Origin of the sequence: Pseudomonas sp. PI1, assembly GCF_000812405.1 — a bacterium.
Classification (GTDB): domain Bacteria; phylum Pseudomonadota; class Gammaproteobacteria; order Pseudomonadales; family Pseudomonadaceae; genus Pseudomonas; species Pseudomonas citronellolis.
The window spans coordinates 1-26,158 of sequence record NZ_JWMC01000010.1; the positions used below are offsets into that span (position 1 = coordinate 1).

Genomic DNA, 26,158 nt, shown 5'->3' on the forward strand with positions numbered 1-26,158 from the left:
GGGGGCTGCCGGAGCCGATGCCCAGGCGCCCGCCGCGGGCCAGGTAGTCCACCGCCGGGAAGATGCCGTCGCCGAGGTTGGCCTCGGTGGTCAGGCACAGGCCGGCCACCGCGCCGCTGGCGGCCATGGCGGCGACTTCGTCGGGCTCGGCGTGGGTGGCGTGGACCAGGCACCAGCGCTCGTCCACCTCGATGTTGTCGTACAGCCACTGCAGCGGCCGGCGCTGGCTCCAGGCCAGGCAGTCGTCGACTTCCTTCTGCTGCTCGGCGATGTGGATGTGGATCGGCCCTTCGCTGCTGTCGGACTCCAGCACCTCGGTGATCTGCTGTGGCGTCACCGCGCGCAGCGAGTGGAAGCACAGGCCGACGCGCTGCGCCGGTTGCGCCGCCAGGCGCGGCTGCAGGCCATGGATCAGCTCCAGGTAGGCGTCGGTGCCGTTGATGAAGCGGCGCTGGCCCTCGCTGGGCGGCTGGCCGCCGAAGCCGGAATGGCTGTAGAGCACCGGCAGCAGCGTCAGGCCGATGCCGGCCTCGCGCGCGGCCTGGCTGACGCGCAGCGCCAGCTCGGCCGGCTCGGCGTAGCGCCGGCCGTCCAGGTCGTGGTGCACGTAGTGGAATTCGGCGACGCCGGTGTAGCCAGCCTTGAGCATCTCGATGTACAGCTGGCGGGCGATGACCTGCAACTGCTCCGGGGTGATGCGGCCGACCAGGCGGTACATCAGCTCGCGCCAGGTCCAGAAGCTGTCGTTGGGGTTGCCGGCCACCTCGGCCAGGCCCGCCATGGCGCGCTGGAAGGCGTGCGAGTGCAGGTTGGGCATGCCTGGCAGCACCGGCCCGCGCAGGCGCTCCGCGCCCTCGGCGCTGGCGTTGGCCTCGACCCGCGTCAGCAGGCCGTCGGCGGCAACCTCGAAACGGACATCGCGGGCCCAGCCGCTGGGGAGCAGGGCGTGTTCGGCGAACAGGGCAGGCATGCTGGGGTCCTCGCAGGGCTCTTCGAATTTGTATATACATATACAGACGTTTAGGATGGCCGTAAACTAGGTGATGCGCCCGGCGGTCGCCGCGGGACTTGTATGCACCGGTCGATTCCGGTACATGCCGGAGGACAAGAGCGCATTGCGCCGCTGCCTTCCCGCCACTGCCCACCGTCGCCCCGACAAGGAGTACCCCCGTGCCCGCATCATCCCCGCCCAACCCGCCCGCGGAGGGCTCCTCGCTGGCCTCGCAGATGGGCGAGCTGCCCGCCCCGCTGTACGCGCGGGTGAAGCAGATGATCGTCCAGCAGATCCAGTCCGGCGCCTGGCCGCCGCACCACCGGGTGCCCTCGGAGAGCGAACTGGTCAGCGAGCTGGGCGTCAGCCGCATGACCATCAACCGCGCCCTGCGCGAGCTGACCAACGACGGCCTGCTGGTGCGCATGCAGGGCGTCGGCACTTTCGTCGCCGAGCCCAAGGGCCAGTCGGCGCTGTTCCAGGTGCAGAACATAGCCGAGGAAATCCAGGCCCGCGGCCATCGCCACCATTGCGTGGTGGTGCGCCTGGAAGAGGAGAAGGCCAGCGCCGAGCGCGCCCTGACGCTGGACGTGCGCGAAGGCCAGCGGGTGTTCCATTCGCTGATCGTGCACTTCGAGAACGACGTGCCGGTGCAGATCGAGGACCGCTACGTCAACGCCGCCGTGGCGCCGGACTACCTCAAGCAGGACTTCACCGGGCAGACGCCCTTCGCCTACCTCACCCAGGTGGCGCCGCTCAGCGAGGGCGAGCACGTGGTCGAGGCGGTGCTGCCCGATGCCGAGGAATGCAGGCTGCTGAATATCGACCGCCACGAGCCCTGCCTGATGATCCGCCGGCGCACCTGGTCGGGGCGCAACACCGTGACCAGCGCGCGCCTGCTCTACCCGGGCTCGCGCTACCGCCTGGAAGGGCGCTTCTCGTCATGAACCATCGCCTGCTGCGGGCCGCCGACTACCCGGTGATGCCCTGGAAGAACGGCGCGGGCAGCACCCGCGAAATCCTCCGCGACGCCGGCGACGGCCTGGAGGGCTTCGGCTGGCGCCTGTCCATCGCCGATGTCGGCGCGCCGGGGCCGTTCTCCGCCTTCAGCGGTTACCAGCGGGTGATCACCGTGCTGGAAGGCGAGGGCATGCGCCTGACCGTGGACGGCGAGCCGTCCCGCGAGCTGCGCGCCCTGGACGCCTTCGCCTTCGATGGCGCCAGCGCGGTGGACTGCGAGCTGCTCGGCGGCGCCATCCGCGACTTCAACCTGATCTATGCGCCCGCGCGTTACCGCGCACGCCTGCAGTGGCTGCGGGTGGGCGGTGAGGCGCACTTCTTCAGCAGCGCTTCGACTGTGCTGCTGTTCAGTGCGGGCGAGGGGGTTCACGTCAGCCGGGATGGCGGGGCCGCTGCTGTGCTGGGGCTGCATGACACGCTGCTTGCCGAGGGCGAGGAGCGGCTGCGGGAGTGGCGGCTGAGCGTGGCGGGAAGTGCCGACATCTGCGTGATCGAACTCGAATCACGCTGAGGGAAAAGACTGCCGGGGGAGCCCTTTTTCGTTAGTGGGAGAAGCGCCTTGCAGGTGCTTTCGCGGGCATGGCCCAGCAAACACGACACCCCGTAGGATGGGTTGAGCGAAGCGATACCCATCACCATGGCGCGATGGGGGTCGCTTCGCTCAACCCACCCTACGAAGAGCACCTCGGCAAGGCGCTGTAGGCGCGGGCCACGTCTGCGGTGGCGCAGAACGCCACCGTCGTCCGATCAGCCGTACAACCGCGAGTAGTCCAGCCAGCGGCTGAGCGCGCCTTCCTCCACCCAGGCGCGGGCCGCGGCGATATCCGGGGCGAAGTAGCGGTCCTGCTCGTAGGCCGGGACCTGGGCGCGGATCATCTTCAGCACTTCCTGCAACTGCGGCGAGCTTTGCAGCGGCGCGTGGAATTCCACGCCCTGGGCGGCGGCCAGCAGCTCGATGGCGACCACCGCCGAGCTGTTGCCGGCCATGTCCTGCAGGCGGCGCGCGGCGAAGGTGGCCATGGACACGTGGTCTTCCTGGTTGGCCGAGGTCGGCAGGCTGTCCACCGAGGCCGGGTGGGCGAGGGTCTTGTTCTCCGAGGCCAGGGCCGCCGAGGTCACCTGGGCGATCATGAAGCCGGAGTTCAGCCCGCCTTCCTTGACCAGGAACGCCGGCAGGCCGGACAGCGCCGGGTCCACCAGTTGGGCGATGCGCCGTTCCGACAGGGCGCCGATCTCGGCGATGGCCAGGGCCAGCACGTCGGCGGCCATGGCCACCGGCTCGGCGTGGAAGTTGCCGCCGGAGAGCACGTCGCCGTCGGCGCTGAACACCAGCGGGTTGTCCGACACCGCGTTGGCCTCGCGCAGGAACACCCCGGCGGCGAAGCGCAGGTGATCGAGGCAGGCGCCCATCACTTGGGGCTGGCAGCGCAGCGAGTAGGGGTCCTGCACGCGCTTGCAGTCGATGTGCGACTGGTTGATCTGGCTGTCGTGCAGCAGTTCGCGGTAGAAGGCCGCCACGTCGATCTGCCCGGGCTGGCCACGGACCGCCTGGATGCGCGCGTCGAAGGGCACGTAGGAGCCCTTGAGCGCTTCCACCGTCAGGCTGCCGGCGACCACCGCCGAGACGAACAGCTTCTCCGCCGCGAACAGCCCGCGCAGGGCCAGGGCGGTGGACACCTGGGTGCCGTTGATCAGCGCCAGGCCCTCCTTGGGCCCCAGCACCAGCGGCTGGCAGCCGGCGATGGCCAGGCCTTCGCTGGCCTCCATGACGCGGCCCTGGTGGCGCACCTGGCCGACGCCGATGAGCGCCGAGGACATGTGCGCCAGCGGCGCCAGGTCGCCGGAGGCGCCCACCGAGCCCTGGGACGGGATGCACGGGTAGACGCGCGCCTGGTAGAGCTTGAGCAGGGTGTCGATGACCGCCATGCCCACGCCGGAGAAGCCGCGGGCCAGGGAGCCGATCTTCAGCGCCATGATCAGCGCCACGCTGGCGTCGTCCAGCAACGGGCCGGTGCCGGTGCAGTGCGAGAGGATCAGGTTGCGCTGCAGGGTGACCAGCGAATCCTCGGGGATGGAGGTGCGCGCCAGCAGGCCGAAGCCGGTGTTGATGCCATACACGGTGCGCTGGTCGGCGATGATCTGGCTGACCGTGCGGGCGCTGTTCTCGATGTTCGCGCGGCAGGCTGCATCCAGTTGCAGCGCGGGTTGCCGCTGGTGGATGGCGCGCAGCTGGTCGAGGGAAAACTGGCCGGGGGTGATCTGCAGGGTTTCGGACATGACGGCTCCCGTGTTCCGGAGTGTTACCGCGCTCGGCGGCGAGACTATCTATTCCTGTATATACAAGTATGAGCAATAAGCGAGCCATTCCATTGGGCCGGATTGCGCCGACGCCATGCCTGCGTGCGCGAGCGGGGCGCGGCGTCCCTCTGTAGGAAATAAGGAAGGGCAGCGGCGCCCCCGGGAAATGAGGCGAGCTGTAACGGCGAGGCGTTACCGGATGCTACGAAATGGAGCAGGCGATCACCGTTCTGGTGCGTATGATCGACAGATGTAGCTGCCTTCCTGGACCCGCCCGGCTGTACGAAGTCATCTATTAATACTTTTTAAATCAATAGGTTGAGTTCTATTTTCGCTGTGCACGATGTGCCCGGCGAGGGACTTGGCCTTTCCTTTGCTTATACTTGTATGTACAAGCATATACGTGACAGGAGGCGACGCTTCCTGCACCGATGCCCAACCCGAATCCCGTTGCCGGAAGCCGAACGCCCCGGCTTTCGCATCCGAGCCCAAGACTGCCTTGAAGGAGCCTGCCGTGACCGAATCCAGCAAATTCCGCGACGTCGAAATCCGCGCCCCGCGCGGCACCCAGCTGAACGCCAAGAGCTGGCTGACCGAAGCCCCGCTGCGCATGCTGATGAACAACCTCGACCCGGAAGTCGCGGAGAACCCCAAGGAACTGGTGGTGTACGGCGGCATCGGCCGCGCCGCGCGCAACTGGGAGTGCTACGACAAAATCGTCGCCACCCTTAAAGAGCTGAACGACGACGAGACCCTGCTGGTGCAGTCCGGCAAGCCGGTCGGCGTGTTCAAGACCCACGCCAACGCCCCGCGCGTGCTGATCGCCAACTCCAACCTGGTGCCGCACTGGGCCACCTGGGAACACTTCAACGAACTGGACGCCAAGGGCCTGGCCATGTACGGCCAGATGACCGCCGGCAGTTGGATCTACATCGGCAGCCAGGGCATCGTCCAGGGCACCTACGAAACCTTCGTCGAAGCCGGCCGCCAGCACTATGACGGCAACCTCAAGGGCCGCTGGGTGCTGACCGCGGGCCTGGGCGGCATGGGCGGTGCCCAGCCGCTGGCCGCGACCCTGGCCGGCGCCTGCTCGCTGAACATCGAGTGCCAGCAGAGCCGCATCGACTTCCGCCTGCGCAGCCGCTACGTCGACGAACAGGCCAAGGACCTCGACGACGCCCTGGCGCGCATCGCCAAGTACACCGCCGAAGGCAAGGCCATCTCCATCGCCCTGCTGGGCAACTCCGCCGAAATCCTCCCGGAGCTGGTGCGCCGCGGCGTGCGCCCGGACATGGTCACCGACCAGACCAGCGCCCACGACCCGCTCAACGGCTACCTGCCGATCGGCTGGAGCTGGGAGCAGTACCGCGACCGCGCGCAGACCGAGCCGGCCGCCGTGGTCAAGGCCGCCAAGCAGTCCATGGCCGTGCACGTGAAGGCCATGCTCGACTTCCAGAAGCAGGGCGTGCCGACCTTCGACTACGGCAACAACATCCGCCAGATGGCCAAGGAAGAGGGCGTGGCCAACGCCTTCGACTTCCCCGGCTTCGTTCCGGCCTACATCCGCCCGCTGTTCTGCCGTGGCATCGGCCCGTTCCGCTGGGCCGCGCTGTCGGGCGACGCCGAGGACATCTACAAGACCGACGCCAAGGTCAAGGAGCTGATCCCCGACGACGCCCACCTGCACCGCTGGCTGGACATGGCCAAGGAGCGCATCAGCTTCCAGGGCCTGCCGGCGCGCATCTGCTGGGTCGGCCTGGGCCAGCGCGCCAAGCTCGGCCTGGCGTTCAACGAGATGGTCCGCAGCGGCGAGCTGAAGGCGCCGGTGGTGATCGGCCGCGACCACCTGGACTCCGGCTCGGTGTCCAGCCCGAACCGCGAGACCGAGGCCATGCAGGACGGCTCCGACGCCGTGTCCGACTGGCCGCTGCTCAACGCCCTGCTGAACACCGCCAGCGGCGCCACCTGGGTGTCGCTGCATCACGGCGGCGGCGTGGGCATGGGCTTCTCCCAGCACTCGGGGATGGTGATCGTCTGCGACGGCACCGACGAAGCCGCCGCGCGCATCGCCCGCGTGCTGACCAACGACCCGGGCACCGGCGTGATGCGCCATGCCGACGCCGGCTACCAGATCGCCATCGACTGCGCCAAGGAACAGGGCCTGAACCTGCCGATGATCACCGGCAAGTGAGGCACAGGGGCGGCCCCGCCGCCCCGGGCCAGGGAGGAACCGCCGCGCGGGTGGGGGCGCGGCGGTCGGGCCGAGCGGAATCCGTCCTCTGACACAACAAGAACCCCGGCCCGGCGCCGGGGTGGAGAAGAAAAGCGATGTCCCAGGCCAGTGAGAACTCCAGCAAGCCGCTGATCGAGCGGCGCTCGATCAACTACATCCCCGAGGCCGAGCGCCACGGCAAGCTCTACAGCCAGTTCACCCTGTGGCTGGGCGCCAACCTGCAGATCACCGCCATCGTCACCGGGGCCCTGGCCGTGGTGCTGGGCGGCGACGTGTTCTGGTCGCTGATCGGCCTGCTCATCGGCCAGCTGCTCGGCGGCGCGGTCATGGCCCTGCACGCGGCCCAGGGGCCCAAGCTGGGCCTGCCGCAGATGATCTCCAGCCGGGTGCAGTTCGGCGTCTACGGCGCGGCCATCCCGATCGTGCTGGTGTGCCTCATGTACCTGGGCTTCACCGCCACCGGCACGGTGCTTTCCGGGCAGGCGCTGGGCCAGCTGTTCGGCGTCAGCGACAGCGCCGGCATCCTGATCTTCGCCAGCGTCATCGTCCTGGCGACCGTGCTCGGCTATCGGGTGATCCACTTCATCGGCCGCCTCGCCAGCGTCATCGGGGTGATCGCCTTCGTCTACCTGTTCAGCCGCCTGATGACCCAGACCGACGTCGGCGCGCTGCTGCAGATCCGTCATTTCAGCTGGAGCAGCTTCCTGCTCGCGGTGTCCCTGGCCGCGTCCTGGCAGATCGCCTTCGGCCCCTACGTGGCCGACTACTCGCGCTACCTGCCGAGCAAGACCTCGTCGGTGAAGACCTTCCTCGCCGTCGGCGCCGGTTCGGTGATAGGCGCGCAGGTGGCGATGGTCCTCGGGGTGTTCGCCGCGGCCATGGCCAACGGTCAGTTCGCCGGCCGCGAGGTCGCCTACATCGTCGGCCTGGGCGGCAGCGGCGCCACCGCGGCGCTGCTGTACTTCAGCATCGCCTTCGGCAAGGTGACCATCTCCACGCTGAACTCCTACGGCAGCTTCATGTGCATCGCCACCATCATCAGCGGCTTCCGCGGCCACGTCGAAGTCACGCCCCGGCAGCGCCTGGTGTTCGTGCTGCTGATCGTCGGCGCCGCCACCCTGGTCGCGCTGCTCGGCCAGCATTCGTTCCTCGGCGCGTTCAAGTCCTTCATCCTGTTCCTGCTGGCCTTCTTCACCCCGTGGAGCGCGGTCAACCTGGTGGACTACTACCTGATCACCCGCGAGCGCTACGACGTGCCGGCGCTGGCCGACCCGGACGGCCGCTACGGCCGCTGGAACCTGCCGGGGATCAGCGTGTACGTGATCGGCGTGCTGGTCCAGTTGCCGTTCATCGCCACCAAGTTCTACACCGGCCCGCTGGTGGACTACCTGGGCGGCGTGGACATCTCCTGGATCATCGGCCTGGTGGTGCCCGCCGTCCTCTATTACCTGGTCGCCCGGCGCAGCAGCCGGGCGGTGCCGGACCGGCTGATCCTGCCGGCCCGTACCTGAACCGGCCCGGCCGCGCCCCGCACGGGCGTGGCCCTTGTACTGCCCAACTCCCTTTCCACGTTTAGGAGCATCAGATGAACAATTCCAAGAAGACGCTGCTGGGCCTGATCCTTTGCGCCGGGTTGCTGGGTTCCATGGCATCGGCCCAGGCGGCGGGCTGGTGCGAGAGCGGCAAGCCGGTGAAGTTCGCCGGGCTGAACTGGGAGAGCGGCATGCTGCTCACCGACGTCATGCAGTTCATCCTGAAGAACGGCTACGGCTGCGAGACCGACAGCCTGCCGGGCAACTCCATCACCATGGAGCAGGCCCTGGCCAACAACGACATCCAGATCTTCAGCGAAGAGTGGATCGGCCGCAGCGACGCCTGGAACAAGGCCGCCGCCGCCAACAAGGTGGTCGGCGTGGGCGCGCCCATCGTCGGCGCCACCGAGGGCTGGTACGTGCCGCGCTTCGTGATCGAGGGCGACAAGGCCCGCGGCATCGAGGCCAAGGCGCCGAACCTCAAGGCGGTCACCGACCTGGGCCAGTACGCCGAGCTGTTCCGCGACCCGGAAGAGCCGGGCAAGGGCCGCTTCTACAACTGCCCGGCCGGCTGGACCTGCGAGCTGGAGAACTCCGAGATGCTCAAAAAGTACGGCCTGGAGGACAAGTACACCAACTTCCGCCCGGGCACCGGCCCGGCGCTGGATGCCGCGGTGCTGTCCAGCTACAAGCGCAAGGAGCCGATCCTCTTCTACTACTGGTCGCCGACGCCGCTGATGGGCCAGGCCGACCTGGTCAAGCTGGACGAGCCGGGGGTGAACAAGGACGTGAAGATCCAGGTCGGCCTGTCGCGCAGCTTCCATGACCAGGCGCCGGAGCTGGTCGCGGTGCTGGAGAAGGTCAACCTGCCCATCGACCTGCTGAACCAGAACCTGGCGAAGATGGCCAAGGAGAAACTGTCCTCCGAACAACTGGCCAAGGCTTTCCTCAAGGAGCACCCTGAGGTGTGGACCGCCTGGGTCAGCGAGGACGCCGCGAAGAAGATCCAGGCCGCGCTCTGACGCTGCCCGAGCCGGGGAGGCCAGGCCTCCCCGGCGATGCCTAATCCTTGCGAGTACGAGCCATGTTCCCTGAACGCTTCACCTTCTCCATCGCCGACGTGGTCAACGGCTGGGTCGACGCCCTGGTGACCAACTACGGCGACGTCTTCCGGCACATTTCCGACACCCTGCTGTGGGCCATCGTCAACCTCGAAAGCCTGCTGCGCGCCACGCCCTGGTGGCTGATGCTGGCCATAGTCGCCGGCATCGCCTGGCACGCCACCCGGCGCCTGGTGCCGACCCTGGTGATCACCGGCCTGCTGTTCCTGGTCGGCGCGGTGGGCCTGTGGGACAAGCTCATGCAGACCCTCGCGCTGATGATGGTGGCCACCATCATTTCGGTGCTGATCGGCATCCCCCTGGGCATCCTCGCCGCCCGCAGCGACCGCCTGCGCGCCATCCTGCTGCCGCTGCTGGACATCATGCAGACCATGCCCAGCTTCGTGTACCTGATCCCGGTGCTGATGCTGTTCGGCCTGGGCAAGGTGCCGGCGATCTTCGCCACCGTGATCTACGCCGCGCCGCCGCTGATCCGCCTCACCGACCTGGGCATCCGCCAGGTCGACCGCGAGGTGATGGAAGCGGTCACCGCCTTCGGCGCCAACCGCCGCCAGCAGCTGTTCGGCGTGCAACTGCCGCTGGCCCTGCCGAGCATCATGGCGGGCATCAACCAGACCACCATGATGGCCCTGTCGATGGTGGTGATCGCCTCGATGATCGGCGCCCGCGGCCTGGGCGAGGACGTGCTGGTGGGCATCCAGACGCTCAACGTCGGCAAGGGCCTGGAGGCGGGTCTTGCGATCGTCATCCTCGCCGTGGTCATCGACCGCATCACCCAGGCCTACGGCCGCTCGCGTCACCACGAGGCCAGCAAATGAGCAAGATCCAGGTCAAGAACGTCTACAAGATCTTCGGTGCCCGCGCCGACGCCGCGCTGGCGATGATCCGCCAGGGCAAGAGCAAGGCCGAGGTGCTGGCCGCCACCGACTGCGTGGTCGGGGTGAACGACCTGTCGCTGTCCATCGAGGCCGGTGAAATCTTCGTGATCATGGGCCTGTCCGGCTCCGGCAAGTCGACCCTGGTGCGCCACTTCAACCGCCTGATCGACCCCACCAGCGGCGAGATCCTGGTCGACGGCGAAGACATCCTGCGCTACGACTCGCGCCAGCTGGAGAACTTCCGCCGGCGCAAGATCAGCATGGTGTTCCAGAGCTTCGGCCTGCTGCCGCACAAGAGCGTGCTCGACAACGTCGCCTACGGCCTCAAGGTGCGCGGCGAGAGCAAGGCGCTGTGCCAGGAGCGCGCGCTGCACTGGATCGCCACCGTGGGCCTGAAGGGCTACGAGAAGTCCTACCCGCACCAGCTTTCCGGCGGCATGCGCCAGCGCGTCGGCCTGGCCCGCGCGCTGGCCGCCGACACCGACGTGATCCTCATGGACGAGGCGTTCAGCGCCCTCGATCCGCTGATCCGCGCGGACATGCAGGACCAGCTGCTGGAACTGCAGAAGACCCTGCACAAGACCATCGTCTTCATCACCCACGACCTCGACGAGGCGGTGCGCATCGGCAACCGCATCGCCATCCTCAAGGACGGCCAGTTGATCCAGGTCGGCGCCCCGCGGGAAATCCTCCACCAGCCGGCCGACGAGTACGTCGACCGCTTCGTCCAGCGCCGCGTGGCCAACCTGTAGTCCGGGAGTTCCGATGTCCTCCGCTTCCATCATCACCTTCGGCGACGCGCCCCTGCACTGGCAGGACGTGGTCGCCGTGGCCCGCCATGGCGCGCGCCTGGAGCTTTCGGCGGCGGCCTGGGCGCGCATCGACAACGCCCGCGGCATCGTCGAGCGCATCGTCGAACGCGGCGAGCGCGCCTACGGCATCAGCACCGGCCTGGGCGCCCTGTGCAACGTGGTGCTCGAAGGCGAGCAACTGGCCCAGCTGTCGCGCAACACCCTGCTCAGCCACGCCTGCGGCGTCGGCGAGGCGCTGAAGGACGAGCAGACCCGCGCAATCATCTGCGTCGCCATCGCCAACTACAGCCTCGGCAAGTCCGGCCTGCACCGCCGCGTGGTGCAGGCGCTGCTGGAACTGCTCAACCGCGGCATCACCCCGCGGGTGCCGGCCCAGGGCTCGGTGGGCTACCTGACGCACATGGCCCACGTCGGCGTGGCCCTGCTGGGCGTCGGCGAGGTGAGCTACCAGGGGCGCATCGTCAGCGCCGCCGAAGCGCTGAGCGCCGAGGGCCTGGCGCCGGTGGAGCTGGGCGCCAAGGACGGGCTCAGCCTGGTCAACGGCACGCCCTGCATGACCGGCCTGTGCTGCCTGGCCCTGGAAGACGCGACGCGCCTGGCGCACTGGGCCGACGTCATCGGCGCCATGAGCTTCGAGGCCCTGCGCGGGCAGACCGACGCCTTCGACGCGGAAATCCTCGCGCTCAAGCCGCACCCCGGCGCGCAGCTGGTGGGCGAGAACCTGCGCGCGCTGCTCGACGGCAGCGAAGTGCTCGCCAGCAGCCGCGGCATCCGCACCCAGGACGCCCTGAGCATGCGCTCCATGCCGCAGATCCACGGCGCCTGCCGCGACCAGCTGGCCCACGCCGCGCGCCAGGTGGAGATCGAACTGAATTCGGCCAACGACAACCCGCTGGTGCTGGGCACCCCCGAGCACTACCGAGTGGTGTCCCAGGCCAACCCCCACGGCGAGTCCGTGGCCATGGCCGCCGACCTGCTGTGCATCGCCGTGGCCGAACTGGGCGGCGTCGCCGAACGCCGCCTGGACCGCCTGATCAACCCGCTGGTCAGCGGCCTGCCGGCGTTCCTGGTGAGCCAGCCGGGGGTCAACTCGGGGATGATGATCGTGCAGTACGTGGCCGCCGCCCTGGCCGGCGAGAACCGCCAGCTGGCGCAGCCGGCGGTGGTCGACAACTACGTCACCTCCGGTCTGCAGGAAGACCACCTGAGCCTGGGCACCAGCGCCGCGCTCAAGCTCGGCCGCTGCATCGGCAACTGCCAGCAGATTCTCGCCATCGAGTACCTGCTGGCCGCCCAGGCCTTCGAATTCCTCAAGGAACAACGTTTCGGCGCCGGCACCCAGCGTGCCTGGGAACTGCTGCGCGAGCAGGTGCCGGCCTACGACGCCGACCGCTGGCTGGCCCCGGACATCGCCCGCGCCGCCGCGCTGCTGGCCGACCGCCGGGCGCTGCAGAACGTCGGCGCGAGCATCGGGAGACTGCAATGAAACAGCTCTGGCACAACTGCCACGCCGCCACCATGGCCGGCGGCAAGTACTCGATCATCGAGGACGCCGCGATCCTCACCGAGGGCGCGCGCATCCACTGGATCGGCCCACACGCCGAACTGCCGCTGCACGAGGTGCAGCGCAGCCACGACCTGGGCGGCGCCTGGCTGACCCCGGGGCTGATCGACTGCCACACCCACCTGGTGTTCGGCGGCGACCGTAGCGCCGAATTCGAGCTGCGCCTGCAGGGCGCCAGCTATGCGGAGATCGCGGCGGCCGGCGGCGGCATCGCCAGCACCGTGCGCGCCACCCGCGAGGCCAGCGAGGAAGAATTGCTGGCCAGCGCCATCAAGCGCGCACGGCCGCTGCTGGCCGATGGCGTGACCGTGCTGGAAGTGAAGTCCGGCTACGGCCTGGACCTGCCCAGCGAGCGCAAGATGCTGCGCGTGGCGCGGCGCCTGGGCGAGGTGCTGCCGGTGACGGTGCGCGCCACCTGCCTGTCGGCCCATGCCCTGCCGCCGGAATACGCCAATCGCGCCGACGACTACATCGAGCTGATCTGCGCGGAAATCCTCCCGGCGCTGGCGCAGGAAGGGCTGGTGGATGCGGTGGACGCCTTCTGCGAGCACCTGGCGTTCTCCCCGGCGCAGGTCGAGCGGGTGTTCCAGGCCGCCAAGGCGCTGGGGCTGCCAGTGAAGCTGCACGCCGAGCAGTTGTCGTCGCTGCATGGCTCCAGCCTGGCCGCGCGCTACCAGGCGCTGTCCGCCGACCACCTGGAATTCATGACCGAGGAAGACGCCATCGCCATGGCCAGGGCCGGCACCGTCGCGGTGCTGCTGCCGGGCGCCTTCTTCGTCCTGCGCGAAACCCAGCTGCCGCCGATGGACGCCCTGCGCAAGCACGGCGTGGCCATCGCCCTGGCCAGCGACCTCAACCCCGGCACCTCGCCGGCGCTGTCGCTGCGCCTGATGCTGAACATGGGCTGCACCGCCTTCCGCCTGACCCCGGAAGAAGCGCTGGCCGGCGTCACCCTGCACGCCGCCCGCGCCCTGGGCCTGGAAGCCGACCACGGCAGCCTGGAGGCGGGCAAGCTCGCCGACTTCGTCGCCTGGGACATCCAGCGCCCGGCCGAGCTGGCCTACTGGCTCGGCGGCGACCTGCCCAAGCGCATCATCCGTCACGCAGAGGAAGTCTCCTGTGGATAACGTACTGAGCTTCAGCCGCGGCCGCGTACCGCTGCTGGTGAGCATGCCGCACCCCGGCACGCGCCTGACCCCGGCCGTGGAAAGCGGCCTGGTGGACGAGGCGAAGGAACTGGCCGACACCGACTGGCACATCCCGCGCCTCTACGACTTCGCCCGCGAACTGGGCGCCAGCACCCTGGCGGCGAACTACTCGCGCTACGTCATCGACCTGAATCGCCCGGCCGACGACAAGCCGCTGTACAGCACAGCCACCACCGGCCTGTACCCGGACACCCTGTTCGACGGCCGCCCGCTGTTCCACGAAGGCCAGGCGCCCTCGGCCGAGGAGCGCGCGCGTTACCTGGCGGAAGTCTGGACGCCGTACCACCGCACGCTGGCCGAGGAGCTGGCGCGGTTGAAGGCCGAGTTCGGCTACGCGCTGCTGTGGGACGCGCACTCGATCCGCTCGCACATCCCGCACCTGTTCGACGGCCGCCTGCCGGACTTCAACATCGGCACCAACTCCGGCAACAGCTGCCCGGCGGACCTCGCCGAGCGCCTGCAGGCGGTGTGCGCCGAAGCCGAGGGCTACAGCCACGTACTGAACGGGCGCTTCAAGGGCGGCCACATCACCCGCCATTACGGCCAGCCCGAGCAGAACGTGCACGCGGTGCAACTGGAACTCGCGCAGTGCAACTACATGGATGAACAGGCGCCTTTCGCCTACCGCGAAGACCTGGCCGGCCCGACCGCCGAGGTGCTGCGCAAGATGCTGGAGACCTTCCTGGCCTGGGGCCGCGAGCGTTACGGCCGTTGACGAAACGCCCGCGCACGGTGCTTGCCGAGATGCTTTTCGTAGGATGGGTTGAGCGAAGCGAAACCCATGCGGCCACGGTGATGGGTATCGCTTCGCTCAATCCATCCTACGGGTGGAGGGCGTAGCGGGCCCTGCCCGCGATATCGCGCGCAGGGCGCGCTCCTACAGGGGAATGGCGTGGGTGGGGCAGCGTAGGAGCGGATCCCATCCGCGAATCGCGCCGATATGTCCGGCTATCGCGGACAAGGTCCGCTCCTACGGGGGGAGGAATACCGTGCTTCCCGACAACCTGTAGGAGCGGGCCCTGCCCGCGATTCGCGCGCAGGGCGCGCTCCTACATGGGGGCGATGTGGGTGGGGCGGCGTAGGAGCGGATCTCATCCGCGAATTGCACCGGTATGTCCGGCTATCGCGGACAAGGTCCGCTCCTACGGGGGGAGGAATACTGTGCTTCCCGACAACCTGTAGGAGCGGGCCCTGCCCGCGATTCGCGCGCAGGGCGCGCTCCTACATGGGGACGCTGCGGGTGGGGCAGCGTAGGAGCGGATCTCATCCGCGAATCGCGCCGGTATGTCCGGCTATCGCGGACAAGGTCCGCTTACGGGGGAGGAATACCGTGCTTCCCGACAACCTGTAGGAGCGGGCCCTGCCCGCGATTCGCGCGCAGGGCGCGCTCCTACAGGGGAATGGCGTGGGTGGGGCGGCGTAGGAGCGGATCTCATCCGCGAATCGCGCCGATATGTCCGGCTATCGCGGACAAGGTCCTACTACGAAGAGCACCTCGGCGCGGGGCGCGCGGTCATTCCCAATCCAGCCGGGCCAGCTTCCACTCGCCGTCGTCCAGCCACCACTCCAGCTTCACGTCGTACAGCCGCGCGCTGTCGGGGATCAGTCCCTCGGCGCCGGTCAGGCCGACCTTGGCCTCGGTGTAGCCGCGGCGCGAGACCGCCGGGTCGATCCAGCTGTTCTTCGCCGGGGCTAGCACGCCAACTTTCTGGTGGCGGAGGAACAGCACCGCCATGGTGCGCCGGGCCCAGTCGCGGTCGTTGACCTGCTGGGCGCGGAAGTCGTCGGCCAACTGGTCGAGCACGGCGCCGGTCTTCTTCGCTTCGATGTTCGCCTGCAATTGCTGCACGGCGGCTTCCAGGGCGGCTTGCGGGTCGTCCTTGCCGCAGCCGGCGAGCAGGGCGAGGCACAGCAGCAGGGGCAGGGCGAGGGGCCTGGCCAGCATGTCGAACTCCTTTTCGGAATGAAGGTGAGCCCGGCACCGTAGCGCAGACGCGCGCCCCGCGGCCACGCCGGGAGTGTTTCCAAAGTTCGCCGTTCAGCGCGCCAGGAGGAACTGCCCGGGGTCGACGAAGAACATCTTCTTCCAGCCCTGGGTCTCATCGGTGGCCGCCCAGGGCCGCGGCAGCAGCGACAGCACCGCGTAGTGCAGGTGCGGCGGCTTGCCGGCGGCGTTGCCCGAGCTGCCCACCGCGCCGACCACCTGGCCGCGGCCCACCGGCTGCAGCGGCGCCACGTTCCAGGCCTGCAGGTGCGCCAGGTAGTGCAGACGCCATCTCGGCCCGAGGATCAGCACCACCTTGCCGCCCAGGCCGATCTCGCCGCGGTACAGCACCAGCCCCGGCACCGGCGACAGCGCCGGGGCGCCGGCGTCGGCGAAGATGTCGATGCCCTTGTGCACCCCGGAAATGCCCCAGGGTTCGTACCAGAACGAACGGCGGTTCCAGTCGCGCTGGCTGGCGCCCTGCACCGGGATGACCGGGCGTTCCGGCAACAGCATCGGCAGGACCAGCAGCGCCGCGAGCAGCAGGAGCCAGCGGCGTTTCATACCTGCAGGCCCAGGTGGCGGATCAGCGGCGCCGGCGCGGCCAGGCGTTCCCAGACGTCGTCGAGCAGTTCGGCGGGATAGAAGGAGGGCAGGGCGGTCAGGTCGGCGCGCGGCACCCAGGCCACCTCGTGGATGGCGAACTCGTCGCCGCCCAGGCCGCGCAGGTTGTCCAGGCTCAGGTCGCCGCGCCAGGCGTCGACGCGGTAGAACAGCTCCATGTGGAAGCGCCCGGCCAGCGGCTCGGCGAATTCGCGGACGTACACCAGCGGCCCGACCTCCACCTCCAGCCCGGTTTCCTCGCGGCATTCGCGCTTCACGGTGTCGCGCGTCGATCGGTCGCTGTGCGACTCGAAGCCGCCGCCCGGGGGAATCCAGTAGACGTCGCCGTCGACCTCGTGGCGCACCAGCAGGATGCTCTGCTCGCGGACCAGCAGGCCGGCGGCGCGGATGCGGTGTTGCAGTGGGTTCATCGCCAGTCGAGCCTCGCCAGCTTCCAGGTGTCACCGTCACGTCGCCATTCCAGGCTTACGCTGTAGGGGCGGTTGCGCCTGCGCTCGGGCAGCAGGTCGTCGCCGCCGGTCAGCGCCAGTTCCGCCCGGGTATGGCCGACGTCGGCATAGTTGCGGTCGACGCGGCTGCTGCGGCCCAGGGTGATGAAGCGCACCCGCGGCTGCTGGACGAACAGCTGCGCCAGGGTCCGGCGCACCCAGTCGCGGTCGTACTCGCCCTGGGCGCGGAAATCCTCGTGCAACTGCGCCAGCACGGCGCTGGTGGCGCGCTCGTCGAGGTTGCGCTGCAGCTGGCGCACCGCGTCGTTCAACTGGTCCTGGGAGGAGTCGCTGCTGCACCCGCCCAGCAGACAAATGACGCACAGCAGGCAAAGATACAACTTCCTCGGCATCCCGAGTGAACTCCTTTATCGGTTTTGCGCGGGCACAGGTATCATGCCGGACACGCAAGGGATGGTATCCGGTCGAGGGACGGACCGTACGTAAAGATTCAGGAGTGCGCCATGCAGCTTTTGTATCCGGAAATCAAGCCTTACGCCCGGCACCAGCTGGCCGTCGATGAACCGCACGTCCTCTACGTGGATGAAAGCGGCATACCGGACGGCCTGCCGGTGCTTTTCGTGCACGGCGGCCCGGGTGCCGGTTGCGACGCCCTGTCCAGGCGCTTCTTCGACCCCAACCTGTACCGCATCGTCACCTTCGACCAGCGCGGCTGCGGGCGCTCCACGCCCTTCGCCAGCCTGGACGACAACACCACCTGGCACCTGGTGGCCGACATGGAGCGCATCCGCCAGCACCTGGGCATCGAGAAATGGGTGCTGTTCGGCGGCTCCTGGGGCTCGACGCTGTCGCTGGCCTACGCCCAGACGCACCCCGAGCGCGTCCACGCCCTGGTCCTGCGCGGCATCTTCCTGTGCCGCCCGCAGGATCTGCGCTGGTTCTACCAGGAAGGCGCCAGCCAGCTGTTCCCCGACTACTGGGAGGACTACCTGGCGCCGATCCCGGCGGACGAGCGCGGCGACCTCATGCAGGCTTTCCGCAAGCGCCTGGTGGGCAGCGACCAGATCGCCCAGATGCACGCCGCGCGCGCCTGGTCCACCTGGGAAGGGCGCACCGCGACGCTGCGGCCCAACCCAGCGGTGGTCGACCGCTTCAGCGATCCGCACCGCGCGCTGTCCATCGCCCGCATCGAGAACCACTATTTCGTCAACGCCGCCTTCCTCGAACCGGACCAGCTGCTGCGCGACATGCACCGCATCGCCCACCTGCCCGGCGTCATCGTGCACGGCCGCTACGACGTGGTCTGCCCGCTGGACAACGCCTGGGCGCTGCACAAGGCCTGGCCGAACAGCGAATTGCAGATCGTCCGCGACGCCGGCCACGCCGCCAGCGAGCCGGGCATCGCCGATGCCCTGGTGCGCGCCACCAACGAAATCGGCCGGCGCCTGCTGAACCTGCCCCCGGAGGCCGAATGAAGGGGCTGATCCAGCGGGTGAGCGCCGCACGGGTGGAAGTCGACGGGGAAATCGTCGGCGCCATCGACCAGGGCCTGCTGGCGCTGGTCGGCGTGGAGCCCCAGGACGACGAGGCGAGCGCCCAGCGGCTGCTGCACAAGCTGCTTAACTATCGAGTGTTCGCCGATATTGAAGGTAAGATGAACCTTTCTCTGGGCGATGTCGGCGGCGGCCTGCTGCTGGTCTCGCAGTTCACCCTGGCCGCCGACACCCGCAAGGGCCTGCGGCCGAGCTTTTCCAGTGCGGCGCCGCCAGCCCGGGGCGCCGAGTTGTTCGAACATCTCGTGGATCAGGCACGAGCCCGTCATCCGCTGGTCGCTACCGGCCGGTTCGGCGCCAACATGCAGGTCCACCTGGTCAACGACGGGCCGGTGACCTTTCTTCTGGAGGCGTGAACAGGCGGCAGTCCGTAATCGGGCCGCAGGATGATGGCAACTCGCATGCGACTAGAACAATGGCTCCCCGGAAGCCCAGGCCACAAGGCCGGGCAAGGGTTCTTCGCAATCGCGGGGAATCATTCGGGCTCACCGGGGTCGGAATTCAATCGCCGGCACTTTGGCATTGCCAGGGTCGGCCTTGGTTTTTTCAAGTTCACGGACGAGGGGGACTCGTGATTTTTCGTTCCGTTCAACACACCGCTTCCCGTAATTTCCTGCGCGACCTGATGCTGGTCGGCTCCGCTTTCCTGGCCCTGGGCGCCTCTCACGCCTGGGCTTTCACCATCGATGACGTCGCCGGCGAGGCGAAGAAGCTGGCCAGCGAGAAGTACAGCGCGCCGACCAGCAACCTGCCGTCGGTATTCAGCGAGATGAAATTCGCCGACTACCAGCAGATCCGCTTCCGCATGGACAAGGCCTACTGGGCCGACGAGAAGGAGCCGTTCAAGCTCAGCTTCTATCACCAGGGCATGCACTTCGACACCCCGGTGAAGATCAACGAGGTGACGGCCACCAGCGTCAAGGAGATCAAGTACGATCCCGCGCGTTTCGACTTCGGTACGCTGCAGTTCGACGCCAATGCCACCAAGGACCTCGGCTACGCCGGGTTCCGCGTGCTCTACCCGATCAACAAGGCCGACAAGCTCGACGAGATCGCCACCTTCCTCGGCGCCAGCTACTTCCGCGTGGTCGGCAAGGGCCACGTCTACGGCCTCTCCGCCCGCGGCCTGGCGCTGGACACCGCGCTGCCCTCCGGCGAGGAGTTCCCGCGCTTCCGCGAGTTCTGGATCGAGAAGCCCAAGCCCCAGGACAAGCACCTGGTGATCTACGCCCTGCTCGACTCGCCGCGCGCCACCGGCGCCTACCGCCTGGTCCTGCGCCCCGGCAAGGACACCGTGGTCGACGTGCAGGCCAAGGTCTTCCTGCGCGACAAGGTCACCAAGCTCGGCCTGGCGCCGCTGACCAGCATGTTCCTGTTCGGCTCCAACCAGCCCTCGGAGCAGCACAACTTCCGTCCGGAGCTGCATGACTCCACCGGCCTGCAGATCCATGCCGGCAACGACGAGTGGATCTGGCGCCCGCTGAACAATCCCAAGCACCTGTCGGTGAGCAGCTACGCGGTGGAGAACCCGAAAGGCTTCGGCCTGCTCCAGCGCGGCCGCGAGTTCAGCCGCTACGAAGACCTGGACGACCGCTACGACCTGCGCCCGAGCCTGTGGATCGAGCCGCGCGGCGACTGGGGCAAGGGCAGCGTCGAACTGGTCGAGATCCCCACCCCGGACGAGACCAACGACAACATCGTCGCCTTCTTCAACCCGGAGAAGCGCCCGGAGGCCGGCCAGCCGCTGGAATACGCCTACCGCATGCACTGGACCATGGACGAGGACGCCCTGCATTCGCAGAAGGTCGCCCAGGTCAAGCAGACCCTGCGCTCGGTGGGTGACGTCAAGCAGGCCAACCTGATCCGCCAGCCCGACGGCAGCACCGCCCTGGTGGTGGACTTCGAGGGCGCCAACCTCAAGGTCCTGCCGGCCGACGCCGCGGTGACCACCCAGGTGAGCACCGACGACAACGCCGAGGTCAAGGAAAACAACCTGCGCTACAACCCTGTGACCCAGGGCTGGCGCCTGACCCTGCGGATCAAGGTGAAGGATCCGAAGAAGCCGACCGAAATGCGTGCGGCCCTGGTCAAAGATGGACAGACCCTGTCCGAAACCTGGAGCTACCAGCTGCCTGCCGATGAATAACACGACCACCCACAAGGCTCCGCTGGGCGAATACCTCGAGCACCTTCCGCTGACCGCGGAAGGGCGCGAGCGCCTGGCGCGCAGCGCTTCCTTCAGTGACCTGCACCAGCGCCTGGCGGAGGAGGCCGGCACCGAGCCGGTCGCCACCGACGATGCGGCGCTGGGCTCCATCGGCCCGCGCCTGCTGCTCGGCTACGGCCAGGAGCTGCAGGAAACCGGCATGCTCGGCCTGGACGACAACGGCCGCGCCTACCTCAAGGCGGCGCCTCCGATCCAGCGCACCAAGGTGCTGCCCGAACCCTGGCGGACCAACGTGTTGGTGCGCGGCTGGCGCCGCCTGCTCGGCCGCGGCAACCCGTCCAAGCCCGTGCGCGACCTGCCCAAGGCGCGCTGGCAGCGGGTCGGCTCGCTGCGCCGGATGATCCTGCTGCTGCTGATGCTCGGCCAGACCAGCATCGCCACCTACTACATGAAGGGCATCCTGCCGTACCAGGGCTGGGCGCTGATCGACCTGGAAGAGATCAACCGCCAGACCTGGCTGCAGACCCTGCAGCAGGTGCTGCCGTACCTGATCCAGTTCGGCGTGCTGCTGCTCTTCGCCATCCTCTTCTGCTGGGTCTCGGCCGGTTTCTGGACCGCGCTGATGGGCTTCTGGGAGCTGCTCAGCGGCCGCGACCGCTACCGCATCTCCGGCAGCAGCGCCGGCAACGAGCCGATCGCGGCCGACGCGCGCACCGCCATCGTCATGCCGATCTGCAACGAGGACGTGCCGCGGGTCTTCGCCGGCCTGCGCGCCACCTTCGAGTCGGTGGCGGCCAGCGGCGAGCTGGACCACTTCGACTTCTTCGTCCTCAGCGACACCTACCAGGCCGACATCGCCGTGGCCGAGGAGCAGGCCTGGATCGAGCTGTGCCAGGAGACCAAGGGCTTCGGCAAGCTGTTCTACCGCCGCCGCCGTCGCCGGGTGAAGCGCAAGAGCGGCAACATCGACGACTTCTGCCGGCGCTGGGGCAGCCAGTACAAGTACATGGTGGTGATGGACGCCGACAGCGTGATGAGCGGCGACTGCCTGGCCAAGCTGGTGCGGCTGATGGAAGCCAACCCGGAGGCGGGGATCATCCAGACCGCGCCCAAGGCCTCGGGCATGGACACCCTCTATGCGCGCATGCAGCAGTTCGCCACCCGCGTGTACGGCCCGCTGTTCACCGCCGGCCTGCACTTCTGGCAGCTGGGCGAGTCGCACTACTGGGGCCACAACGCGATCATCCGCATGAAGCCCTTCATCGAGCACTGCGCCCTGGCGCCGCTGCCGGGCAAGGGCTCGTTCTCCGGGGCCATCCTCTCCCACGACTTCGTCGAGGCCGCGCTGATGCGCCGCGCCGGCTGGGGCGTATGGATCGCCTACGACCTGGAGGGCAGCTACGAGGAATTGCCGCCGAACCTGCTGGACGAGCTCAAGCGCGACCGCCGCTGGTGCCACGGCAACCTGATGAACTTCCGCCTGTTCCTGGTCAAGGGCATGCACCCGGTGCACCGCGCGGTGTTCCTCACCGGGGTGATGTCCTACCTGTCGGCGCCGCTGTGGTTCTTCTTCCTGGTGCTGTCCACCGCGCTGCTGGCGGTGCATCAGTTGATGGAGCCGCAGTACTTCCTGGAGCCGCGCCAGCTGTTCCCGATCTGGCCGCAGTGGCACCCGGAGAAGGCCATCGCGCTGTTCTCCACCACCCTGACCCTGCTGTTCCTGCCCAAGCTGCTCAGCGTCATGCTGATCTGGGCCAAGGGCGCCAAGGCCTTCGGTGGCGTGGTCAAGGTCACCCTGAGCATGCTCCTGGAGATGCTCTTCTCGGTGCTGCTGGCGCCGGTGCGCATGCTCTTCCACACCCGCTTCGTGCTGGCCGCGTTCCTCGGCTGGGAAGCGCAGTGGAAGTCGCCGCAGCGTGACGACGACGCCACGCCGTGGAGCGAGGCGCTGCGCCGCCACGGCATGCAGACCCTGCTGGGCCTGGCCTGGGCGCTGCTGGTGGTGTGGCTGAATCCGCGCTTTTTGTGGTGGCTGTCGCCCATCGTCGGTTCGCTGATGCTGTCCATCCCGGTGTCGGTGATCACCAGCCGCGTCAACCTGGGCCTGGCCTCGCGCGACGAGAAGCTGTTCCTCATCCCGGAGGAATACGACACACCGCGCGAGCTGCGTTCCACCGACGAGTACACCTACCAGAACCGCTGGCAGGCGCTGAAGGACGGCTTCGTCCGCAGCGTTTCCGACCCGCTGCTCAACGCCCTGGCCTGCGCCATGGGCACCGCGCGCCATGCGCGCTCCGAGGCCATCGAGGCGGCGCGCCAGCGGCGCGTGCAGCAGGCCCTTGAAGGCGGCCCGCAGGCCGTCGTCGGCGAGGCCCGCCTGGCCCTGCTGAGCGACCCGGTGGCGCTCTCGCGCCTGCACCTGCAGGTGTGGGAAGGCGGCCACGAGAACTGGCTGGAGCCCTGGCGCAAGTCGGTGCAGGCCGACGCGCACAGCCCGGCATTGCCGCTGGCGCCGCCGGCCGGCGCCGGCGTGGGCCTGCCCGCCGCGCAGTCCTGACCGCGAGCCGCTCCCCGTCGCCAGGCGGGGAGTGGCAACGCCTTGCAACGGTTTTCCCGGCGCTTTACTGCTGCTAACCTGCGCCATCGATCCAGAAAGACTCCCGACGGACGGCGACAGAGGGTAGGATTCGCACCCTTCAGCGCCCGGCGAGGCTTCGCGCGGCATAAAGACCGCAGCTGGATGCCGTGCCGACGTGCGCACGACTCAATTTCGACTGTCTGGGAGTGTGGGGAATGAAAAAGTATCTGGCATCGCTGCTGCTGGGCGTCTGCGCCCTGGCCGGCGTGGGCGCGGCACAGGCCGGCGCGGTGGATGACGCGGTCAAGCGCGGCAGCCTGCGGGTGGGCATGGACCCGACCTACATGCCGTTCGAGATGACCAACAAGCGTGGCCAGATCGTCGGCTTCGAGGTCGACCTGCTCAAGGCCATGGCCAAGGCCATGGGCGTCAAGCTGGAGCTGGTCTCCACCAGCTACGACGGCATCATCCCGGCGCTGCTGACCGACAAGTTCGACATGATCGGCTCGGGCATGACCCTGACCCAGGAACGCAACCTGCGGGTCAACTTCTCCGATCCCTTCATCGTGGTCGGCCAGACCCTGCTGATCCGCAAGGAGCTGGAAGGCACCATCAAGTCCTACAAGGACCTGAACGATGCCAAGTACCGCATCACCTCGAAGATCGGCACCACCGGCGAGTTCGTCGCCAAGAAGCAGCTGTCCAAGGCCCAGTACCACGGCTTCGACAACGAGCCCGAGGCGGTCATGGACGTGGTCAACGGCAAGGCCGACGCCTTCATCTACGACTCGCCCTACAACGTGGTCGCGGTCGGCAAGTTCGGCGCCGGCAAGCTGGTGTTCCTCGACCAGCCGTTCACCTACGAACCGCTGGCCTTCGGCCTGAAGAAGGGCGACTACGACTCGATCAACTGGATCAACAACTTCCTCAAGCAGATCCACGAGGACGGGACCTACGATCGTCTGCACGACAAGTGGTTCAAGAGCACCGACTGGCTGAAGGACATGGAGTAATCCGCGTCCGACGCTGTTCGACCCGACGCGCAGGCCCCGGCCTGCGCGTTCGCATTTTCACGGTAAAGATACGTGACTAGAAGCAAACGCCCCACCTGGCCCTGGCATGGGCTGACCGCGCTGATCCTCCTGCTGATCGGCCTGGCCATCTGGTATTCCACCTCGCTGATTTCCTACGAGTGGCGCTGGAACCGCGTTCCCCAGTACTTCGCCTACCAGGCGGAGGAACCGCAACGTGCGGACGCCGTCTCGCGGGTGGAGAAGATCGAGGATTCCGGCCGCGAGGCCCGCGTCACCCTGGTCGACGACGACGGCAAACAGCAGGTGCTGAACGTGGCCGGCGACAGCCTGCAGTTCTCCGAGAACGACGACGTCGGCGAAGGCGACGTGGTCGGCGTGCAGCGCCACTGGGCCGCCGGTCCGCTGGCCTGGGGCCTGTGGACCACGCTGTGGATCTCCTTCGTCTCCGGCGCGATCGGCCTGGCCATCGGCCTGTTCACCGGCCTCTGCCGGCTGTCGAAGAACCCCACGCTGCACGACCTCTCGACGCTCTACGTCGAGCTGGTGCGCGGCACGCCGCTGCTGGTGCAGATCTTCATCTTCTACTTCTTCATCGGCACCGTGCTCAACCTGTCCCGCGAGTTCGCCGGGGTGGCGGCGCTGGCGCTGTTCACCGGCGCCTACGTGGCCGAGATCGTCCGCGCCGGCGTGCAGTCCATCGCCCGCGGCCAGGACGAGGCGGCGCGCTCCCTGGGCCTGAGCGCGGCGCAGTCGATGCGCCACGTGATCCTGCCGCAGGCCTTCAAGCGCGTGCTGCCGCCGCTGGCCGGGCAGTTCATCAGCCTGGTCAAGGACACCTCGCTGGTCTCGGTGATCGCCATCACCGAACTGACCAAGAGCGGCCGCGAGGCCATCACCACCTCGTTCTCCACCTTCGAGATCTGGTTCTGCGTGGCCGCGCTCTACCTCGTCATCAACCTGCCGCTGTCGCATATGGCGAGCCGGCTGGAACGGAGGCTCGGACAAAGTGATTGAAGTCCGCAACCTGACCAAGGTGTTCGACACCCGCGGCCACGTGGTGCGCGCGGTGGACGACGTGACCACCCGCGTGGACAGGGGCGAGGTGGTGGTGGTGATCGGGCCCTCCGGCTCGGGCAAGTCCACCTTCCTGCGCTGCCTCAACGGCCTGGAGGAGTTCGACTCCGGCTCGGTGAGCATCGACGGCGTCGACCTGGCCAACCCGAAGACCGACATCAACGCCTACCGCCGCGAAGTCGGCATGGTGTTCCAGCACTTCAACCTGTTCCCGCACATGACCGTGCTGGAGAACCTGTGCCTGGCGCAGAAGGTGGTGCGCAAGCGCGGCAAGGCCGAGCGCGAGGAGAAGGCGAAGGCGCTGCTGGCCAAGGTCGGCATCGGCCAGAAGGCCAACGAGTACCCCTCGCGCCTGTCCGGCGGCCAGCAGCAGCGCGTGGCCATCGCCCGCGCGCTGTGCATGGAGCCGAAGGTGATGCTGTTCGACGAACCGACCTCGGCGCTCGACCCGGAGATGGTCGGCGAGGTGCTCGACGTGATGAAGGCCCTGGCAGTGGAAGGCATGACCATGGTCTGCGTCACCCACGAAATGGGCTTCGCCCGCGAAGTGGCCGACCGCGTGCTGTTCTTCGACCACGGCAAGCTGCTGGAAGACGCGCCGCCGGCGCAGTTCTTCGAACAGCCGGCCGATCCTCGGGCGCAGAGCTTTTTGCGGCAGGTGCTTTGAGCGGTCGGTGAATGAAGAAGCCGCCTCTTGGGGCGGCTTTTTTGTCACTTGTAGGAGCGAGCTTGCTCGCGAATGGTGTTTCCCTTTGGCAACGACGTGTCGGCTCAACTCCGCTCCCTCTCCCTAACCCTCTCCCTGAAGGGAGAGGGGACCGTTCGGTGTGCCCGGGTGTTTCGGCGTTAGCCGGCTACCACGAAGTTTCCGATTGGCGCCAAAACCTTTCTCGGCACGGACAAGCCCCCCTCTCCCTGAAGGGAGAGGGGCCGTTCGGTGTGCTCGGGTATTTCGGCGTTAGCCGGCTACCACGAAGTTTCCGATTGGCGCCAAAACCTTTCTCGGCACGGACAAGCCCCCCTCTCCCTGAAGGGAGA

At 68.0% G+C, this 26,158-nt stretch carries 23 protein-coding genes; 17 read left to right on the plus strand and 6 right to left on the minus strand.

What is annotated here, in order from left to right; genetic code table 11:
• Window positions 1–970: formimidoylglutamate deiminase (hutF, locus tag RN02_RS03780; protein WP_043313130.1), on the minus strand; the 970-nt coding region annotated here is incomplete at its 3' end.
• Window positions 971–1,227: 257 nt separating this feature from the next.
• Here hutF and hutC point away from each other — a divergent pair.
• Together hutC and RN02_RS03790 are read left to right on the plus strand one after the other, a co-directional pair.
• Window positions 1,228–1,938, plus strand: a complete 711-nt coding sequence (gene hutC / locus RN02_RS03785; protein WP_051878704.1) for a histidine utilization repressor — start codon at window positions 1,228–1,230, stop codon at window positions 1,936–1,938.
• Window positions 1,935–2,522, plus strand: coding sequence for a HutD/Ves family protein (locus RN02_RS03790; protein WP_043313131.1), 588 nt, complete (start codon window positions 1,935–1,937; stop codon window positions 2,520–2,522). Before hutC ends, RN02_RS03790 begins: the two co-directional genes overlap by 4 nt.
• Before the next feature lie 236 nt (window positions 2,523–2,758).
• Here the strand turns inward: RN02_RS03790 and hutH (RN02_RS03795) are convergent, their stop codons facing one another.
• On the minus strand, window positions 2,759–4,288 hold the full coding sequence (hutH, locus tag RN02_RS03795) for a histidine ammonia-lyase (protein WP_043313132.1): 1,530 nt from the start codon (window positions 4,286–4,288) through the stop codon (window positions 2,759–2,761).
• 535 nt (window positions 4,289–4,823) lie between these two features.
• Between hutH (RN02_RS03795) and hutU the strand changes: the two genes are divergently transcribed.
• From hutU to hutG, 8 genes are all read left to right on the plus strand, one after another.
• Window positions 4,824–6,500 carry a urocanate hydratase gene (gene hutU, locus RN02_RS03800; protein WP_043313134.1) on the plus strand — a complete coding sequence of 559 codons (1,677 nt, stop codon included), beginning with the start codon at window positions 4,824–4,826 and terminating at the stop codon, window positions 6,498–6,500.
• Between the two features lie 137 nt (window positions 6,501–6,637).
• The gene (locus RN02_RS03805) at window positions 6,638–8,053 is read left to right on the plus strand and encodes a purine-cytosine permease family protein (RefSeq protein WP_043313136.1); all 1,416 of its coding nucleotides are present in this window, start codon (window positions 6,638–6,640) and stop codon (window positions 8,051–8,053) included.
• A gap of 74 nt (window positions 8,054–8,127) precedes the next feature.
• Window positions 8,128–9,096, plus strand: coding sequence for an ABC transporter substrate-binding protein (locus RN02_RS03810; RefSeq protein ID WP_043268395.1), 969 nt, complete (start codon window positions 8,128–8,130; stop codon window positions 9,094–9,096).
• Between the two features lie 62 nt (window positions 9,097–9,158).
• The gene (locus RN02_RS03815; protein WP_043313138.1) at window positions 9,159–10,013 is read left to right on the plus strand and encodes an ABC transporter permease; all 855 of its coding nucleotides are present in this window, start codon (window positions 9,159–9,161) and stop codon (window positions 10,011–10,013) included.
• Window positions 10,010–10,825: a quaternary amine ABC transporter ATP-binding protein gene (locus RN02_RS03820; protein ID WP_051878578.1), complete on the plus strand. Its 816-nt coding sequence runs from the start codon at window positions 10,010–10,012 to the stop codon at window positions 10,823–10,825. The genes RN02_RS03815 and RN02_RS03820 overlap by 4 nt, the downstream gene beginning before the upstream one ends.
• A gap of 13 nt (window positions 10,826–10,838) precedes the next feature.
• Complete coding sequence (gene hutH, locus RN02_RS03825; protein ID WP_043313140.1) at window positions 10,839–12,371, plus strand: histidine ammonia-lyase; 1,533 nt, start codon at window positions 10,839–10,841, stop codon at window positions 12,369–12,371.
• Window positions 12,368–13,576, plus strand: coding sequence for an imidazolonepropionase (gene hutI, locus RN02_RS03830; RefSeq protein WP_043313142.1), 1,209 nt, complete (start codon window positions 12,368–12,370; stop codon window positions 13,574–13,576). Before hutH (RN02_RS03825) ends, hutI begins: the two co-directional genes overlap by 4 nt.
• Window positions 13,569–14,372: an N-formylglutamate deformylase gene (hutG, locus tag RN02_RS03835; RefSeq protein WP_043313143.1), complete on the plus strand. Its 804-nt coding sequence runs from the start codon at window positions 13,569–13,571 to the stop codon at window positions 14,370–14,372. The genes hutI and hutG overlap by 8 nt, the downstream gene beginning before the upstream one ends.
• Window positions 14,373–15,170: 798 nt before the next feature.
• On the opposite strand, the gene RN02_RS03840 is transcribed toward hutG, so the two are convergent.
• The 4 genes from RN02_RS03840 to RN02_RS03855 all read right to left on the minus strand — a co-directional run bounded on the left by RN02_RS03840 (window position 15,171) and on the right by RN02_RS03855 (window position 17,106).
• A complete protein-coding gene (locus RN02_RS03840; RefSeq protein ID WP_043268405.1) occupies window positions 15,171–15,602 on the minus strand; it encodes a hypothetical protein in 432 nt (143 codons plus the stop codon).
• Window positions 15,603–15,695: 93 nt separating this feature from the next.
• Window positions 15,696–16,205 carry a M23 family metallopeptidase gene (locus RN02_RS03845; protein ID WP_043313145.1) on the minus strand — a complete coding sequence of 170 codons (510 nt, stop codon included), beginning with the start codon at window positions 16,203–16,205 and terminating at the stop codon, window positions 15,696–15,698.
• Window positions 16,202–16,675, minus strand: a complete 474-nt coding sequence (locus RN02_RS03850) for an NUDIX domain-containing protein (RefSeq protein ID WP_009613717.1) — start codon at window positions 16,673–16,675, stop codon at window positions 16,202–16,204. Before RN02_RS03850 ends, RN02_RS03845 begins: the two co-directional genes overlap by 4 nt.
• Entirely contained in the window at window positions 16,672–17,106 is a 435-nt protein-coding gene (locus tag RN02_RS03855) for a hypothetical protein (protein ID WP_043313147.1), read from the minus strand. Before RN02_RS03855 ends, RN02_RS03850 begins: the two co-directional genes overlap by 4 nt.
• 111 nt (window positions 17,107–17,217) lie before the next feature.
• Here RN02_RS03855 and pip point away from each other — a divergent pair, with 111 nt between their 5' ends.
• From pip to RN02_RS03890, 7 genes are all read left to right on the plus strand, one after another.
• On the plus strand, window positions 17,218–18,189 hold the full coding sequence (pip, locus tag RN02_RS03860) for a prolyl aminopeptidase (protein ID WP_009613715.1): 972 nt from the start codon (window positions 17,218–17,220) through the stop codon (window positions 18,187–18,189).
• Window positions 18,186–18,623, plus strand: coding sequence for a D-aminoacyl-tRNA deacylase (gene dtd / locus RN02_RS03865; protein WP_009613714.1), 438 nt, complete (start codon window positions 18,186–18,188; stop codon window positions 18,621–18,623). The genes pip and dtd overlap by 4 nt, the downstream gene beginning before the upstream one ends.
• A gap of 215 nt (window positions 18,624–18,838) precedes the next feature.
• Window positions 18,839–20,413, plus strand: a complete 1,575-nt coding sequence (locus RN02_RS03870; protein WP_009613713.1) for a glucan biosynthesis protein G — start codon at window positions 18,839–18,841, stop codon at window positions 20,411–20,413.
• Window positions 20,406–22,991, plus strand: coding sequence for a glucans biosynthesis glucosyltransferase MdoH (gene mdoH / locus RN02_RS03875; RefSeq protein ID WP_043313148.1), 2,586 nt, complete (start codon window positions 20,406–20,408; stop codon window positions 22,989–22,991). The genes RN02_RS03870 and mdoH overlap by 8 nt, the downstream gene beginning before the upstream one ends.
• A gap of 236 nt (window positions 22,992–23,227) precedes the next feature.
• Window positions 23,228–24,025 (plus strand): transporter substrate-binding domain-containing protein, encoded by a 798-nt coding sequence (locus tag RN02_RS03880; protein ID WP_009613710.1) that lies wholly within the window; start codon window positions 23,228–23,230, stop codon window positions 24,023–24,025.
• A 72-nt stretch (window positions 24,026–24,097) separates the two neighbouring features.
• Entirely contained in the window at window positions 24,098–25,060 is a 963-nt protein-coding gene (locus tag RN02_RS03885) for an amino acid ABC transporter permease (protein WP_009613709.1), read from the plus strand.
• Window positions 25,053–25,787: an amino acid ABC transporter ATP-binding protein gene (locus tag RN02_RS03890; protein WP_043268418.1), complete on the plus strand. Its 735-nt coding sequence runs from the start codon at window positions 25,053–25,055 to the stop codon at window positions 25,785–25,787. Before RN02_RS03885 ends, RN02_RS03890 begins: the two co-directional genes overlap by 8 nt.
• The last annotated feature ends 371 nt before the right edge of the window (window positions 25,788–26,158 follow it).

Excerpts from the sequence above, each read along its gene's own strand:
- hutC (WP_051878704.1), top strand. The coding sequence starts at position 1,228 with ATGGGCGAGCTGCCCGCCCCGCTGTACGCGCGGGTGAAGCAGATGATC.
- RN02_RS03790 (WP_043313131.1), top strand. The coding sequence starts at position 1,935 with ATGAACCATCGCCTGCTGCGGGCCGCCGACTACCCGGTGATGCCCTGG.
- hutH (WP_043313132.1), bottom strand. The coding sequence starts at position 4,288 with ATGTCCGAAACCCTGCAGATCACCCCCGGCCAGTTTTCCCTCGACCAG.
- RN02_RS03805 (WP_043313136.1), top strand. The coding sequence starts at position 6,638 with ATGTCCCAGGCCAGTGAGAACTCCAGCAAGCCGCTGATCGAGCGGCGC.
- RN02_RS03810 (WP_043268395.1), top strand. The coding sequence starts at position 8,128 with ATGAACAATTCCAAGAAGACGCTGCTGGGCCTGATCCTTTGCGCCGGG.
- RN02_RS03815 (WP_043313138.1), top strand. The coding sequence starts at position 9,159 with ATGTTCCCTGAACGCTTCACCTTCTCCATCGCCGACGTGGTCAACGGC.
- RN02_RS03820 (WP_051878578.1), top strand. The coding sequence starts at position 10,010 with ATGAGCAAGATCCAGGTCAAGAACGTCTACAAGATCTTCGGTGCCCGC.
- hutH (WP_043313140.1), top strand. The coding sequence starts at position 10,839 with ATGTCCTCCGCTTCCATCATCACCTTCGGCGACGCGCCCCTGCACTGG.
- hutI (WP_043313142.1), top strand. The coding sequence starts at position 12,368 with ATGAAACAGCTCTGGCACAACTGCCACGCCGCCACCATGGCCGGCGGC.
- RN02_RS03840 (WP_043268405.1), bottom strand. The coding sequence starts at position 15,602 with ATGCTGGCCAGGCCCCTCGCCCTGCCCCTGCTGCTGTGCCTCGCCCTG.
- RN02_RS03845 (WP_043313145.1), bottom strand. The coding sequence starts at position 16,205 with ATGAAACGCCGCTGGCTCCTGCTGCTCGCGGCGCTGCTGGTCCTGCCG.
- RN02_RS03850 (WP_009613717.1), bottom strand. The coding sequence starts at position 16,675 with ATGAACCCACTGCAACACCGCATCCGCGCCGCCGGCCTGCTGGTCCGC.
- RN02_RS03855 (WP_043313147.1), bottom strand. The coding sequence starts at position 17,106 with ATGCCGAGGAAGTTGTATCTTTGCCTGCTGTGCGTCATTTGTCTGCTG.
- pip (WP_009613715.1), top strand. The coding sequence starts at position 17,218 with ATGCAGCTTTTGTATCCGGAAATCAAGCCTTACGCCCGGCACCAGCTG.
- dtd (WP_009613714.1), top strand. The coding sequence starts at position 18,186 with ATGAAGGGGCTGATCCAGCGGGTGAGCGCCGCACGGGTGGAAGTCGAC.
- mdoH (WP_043313148.1), top strand. The coding sequence starts at position 20,406 with ATGAATAACACGACCACCCACAAGGCTCCGCTGGGCGAATACCTCGAG.
- RN02_RS03880 (WP_009613710.1), top strand. The coding sequence starts at position 23,228 with ATGAAAAAGTATCTGGCATCGCTGCTGCTGGGCGTCTGCGCCCTGGCC.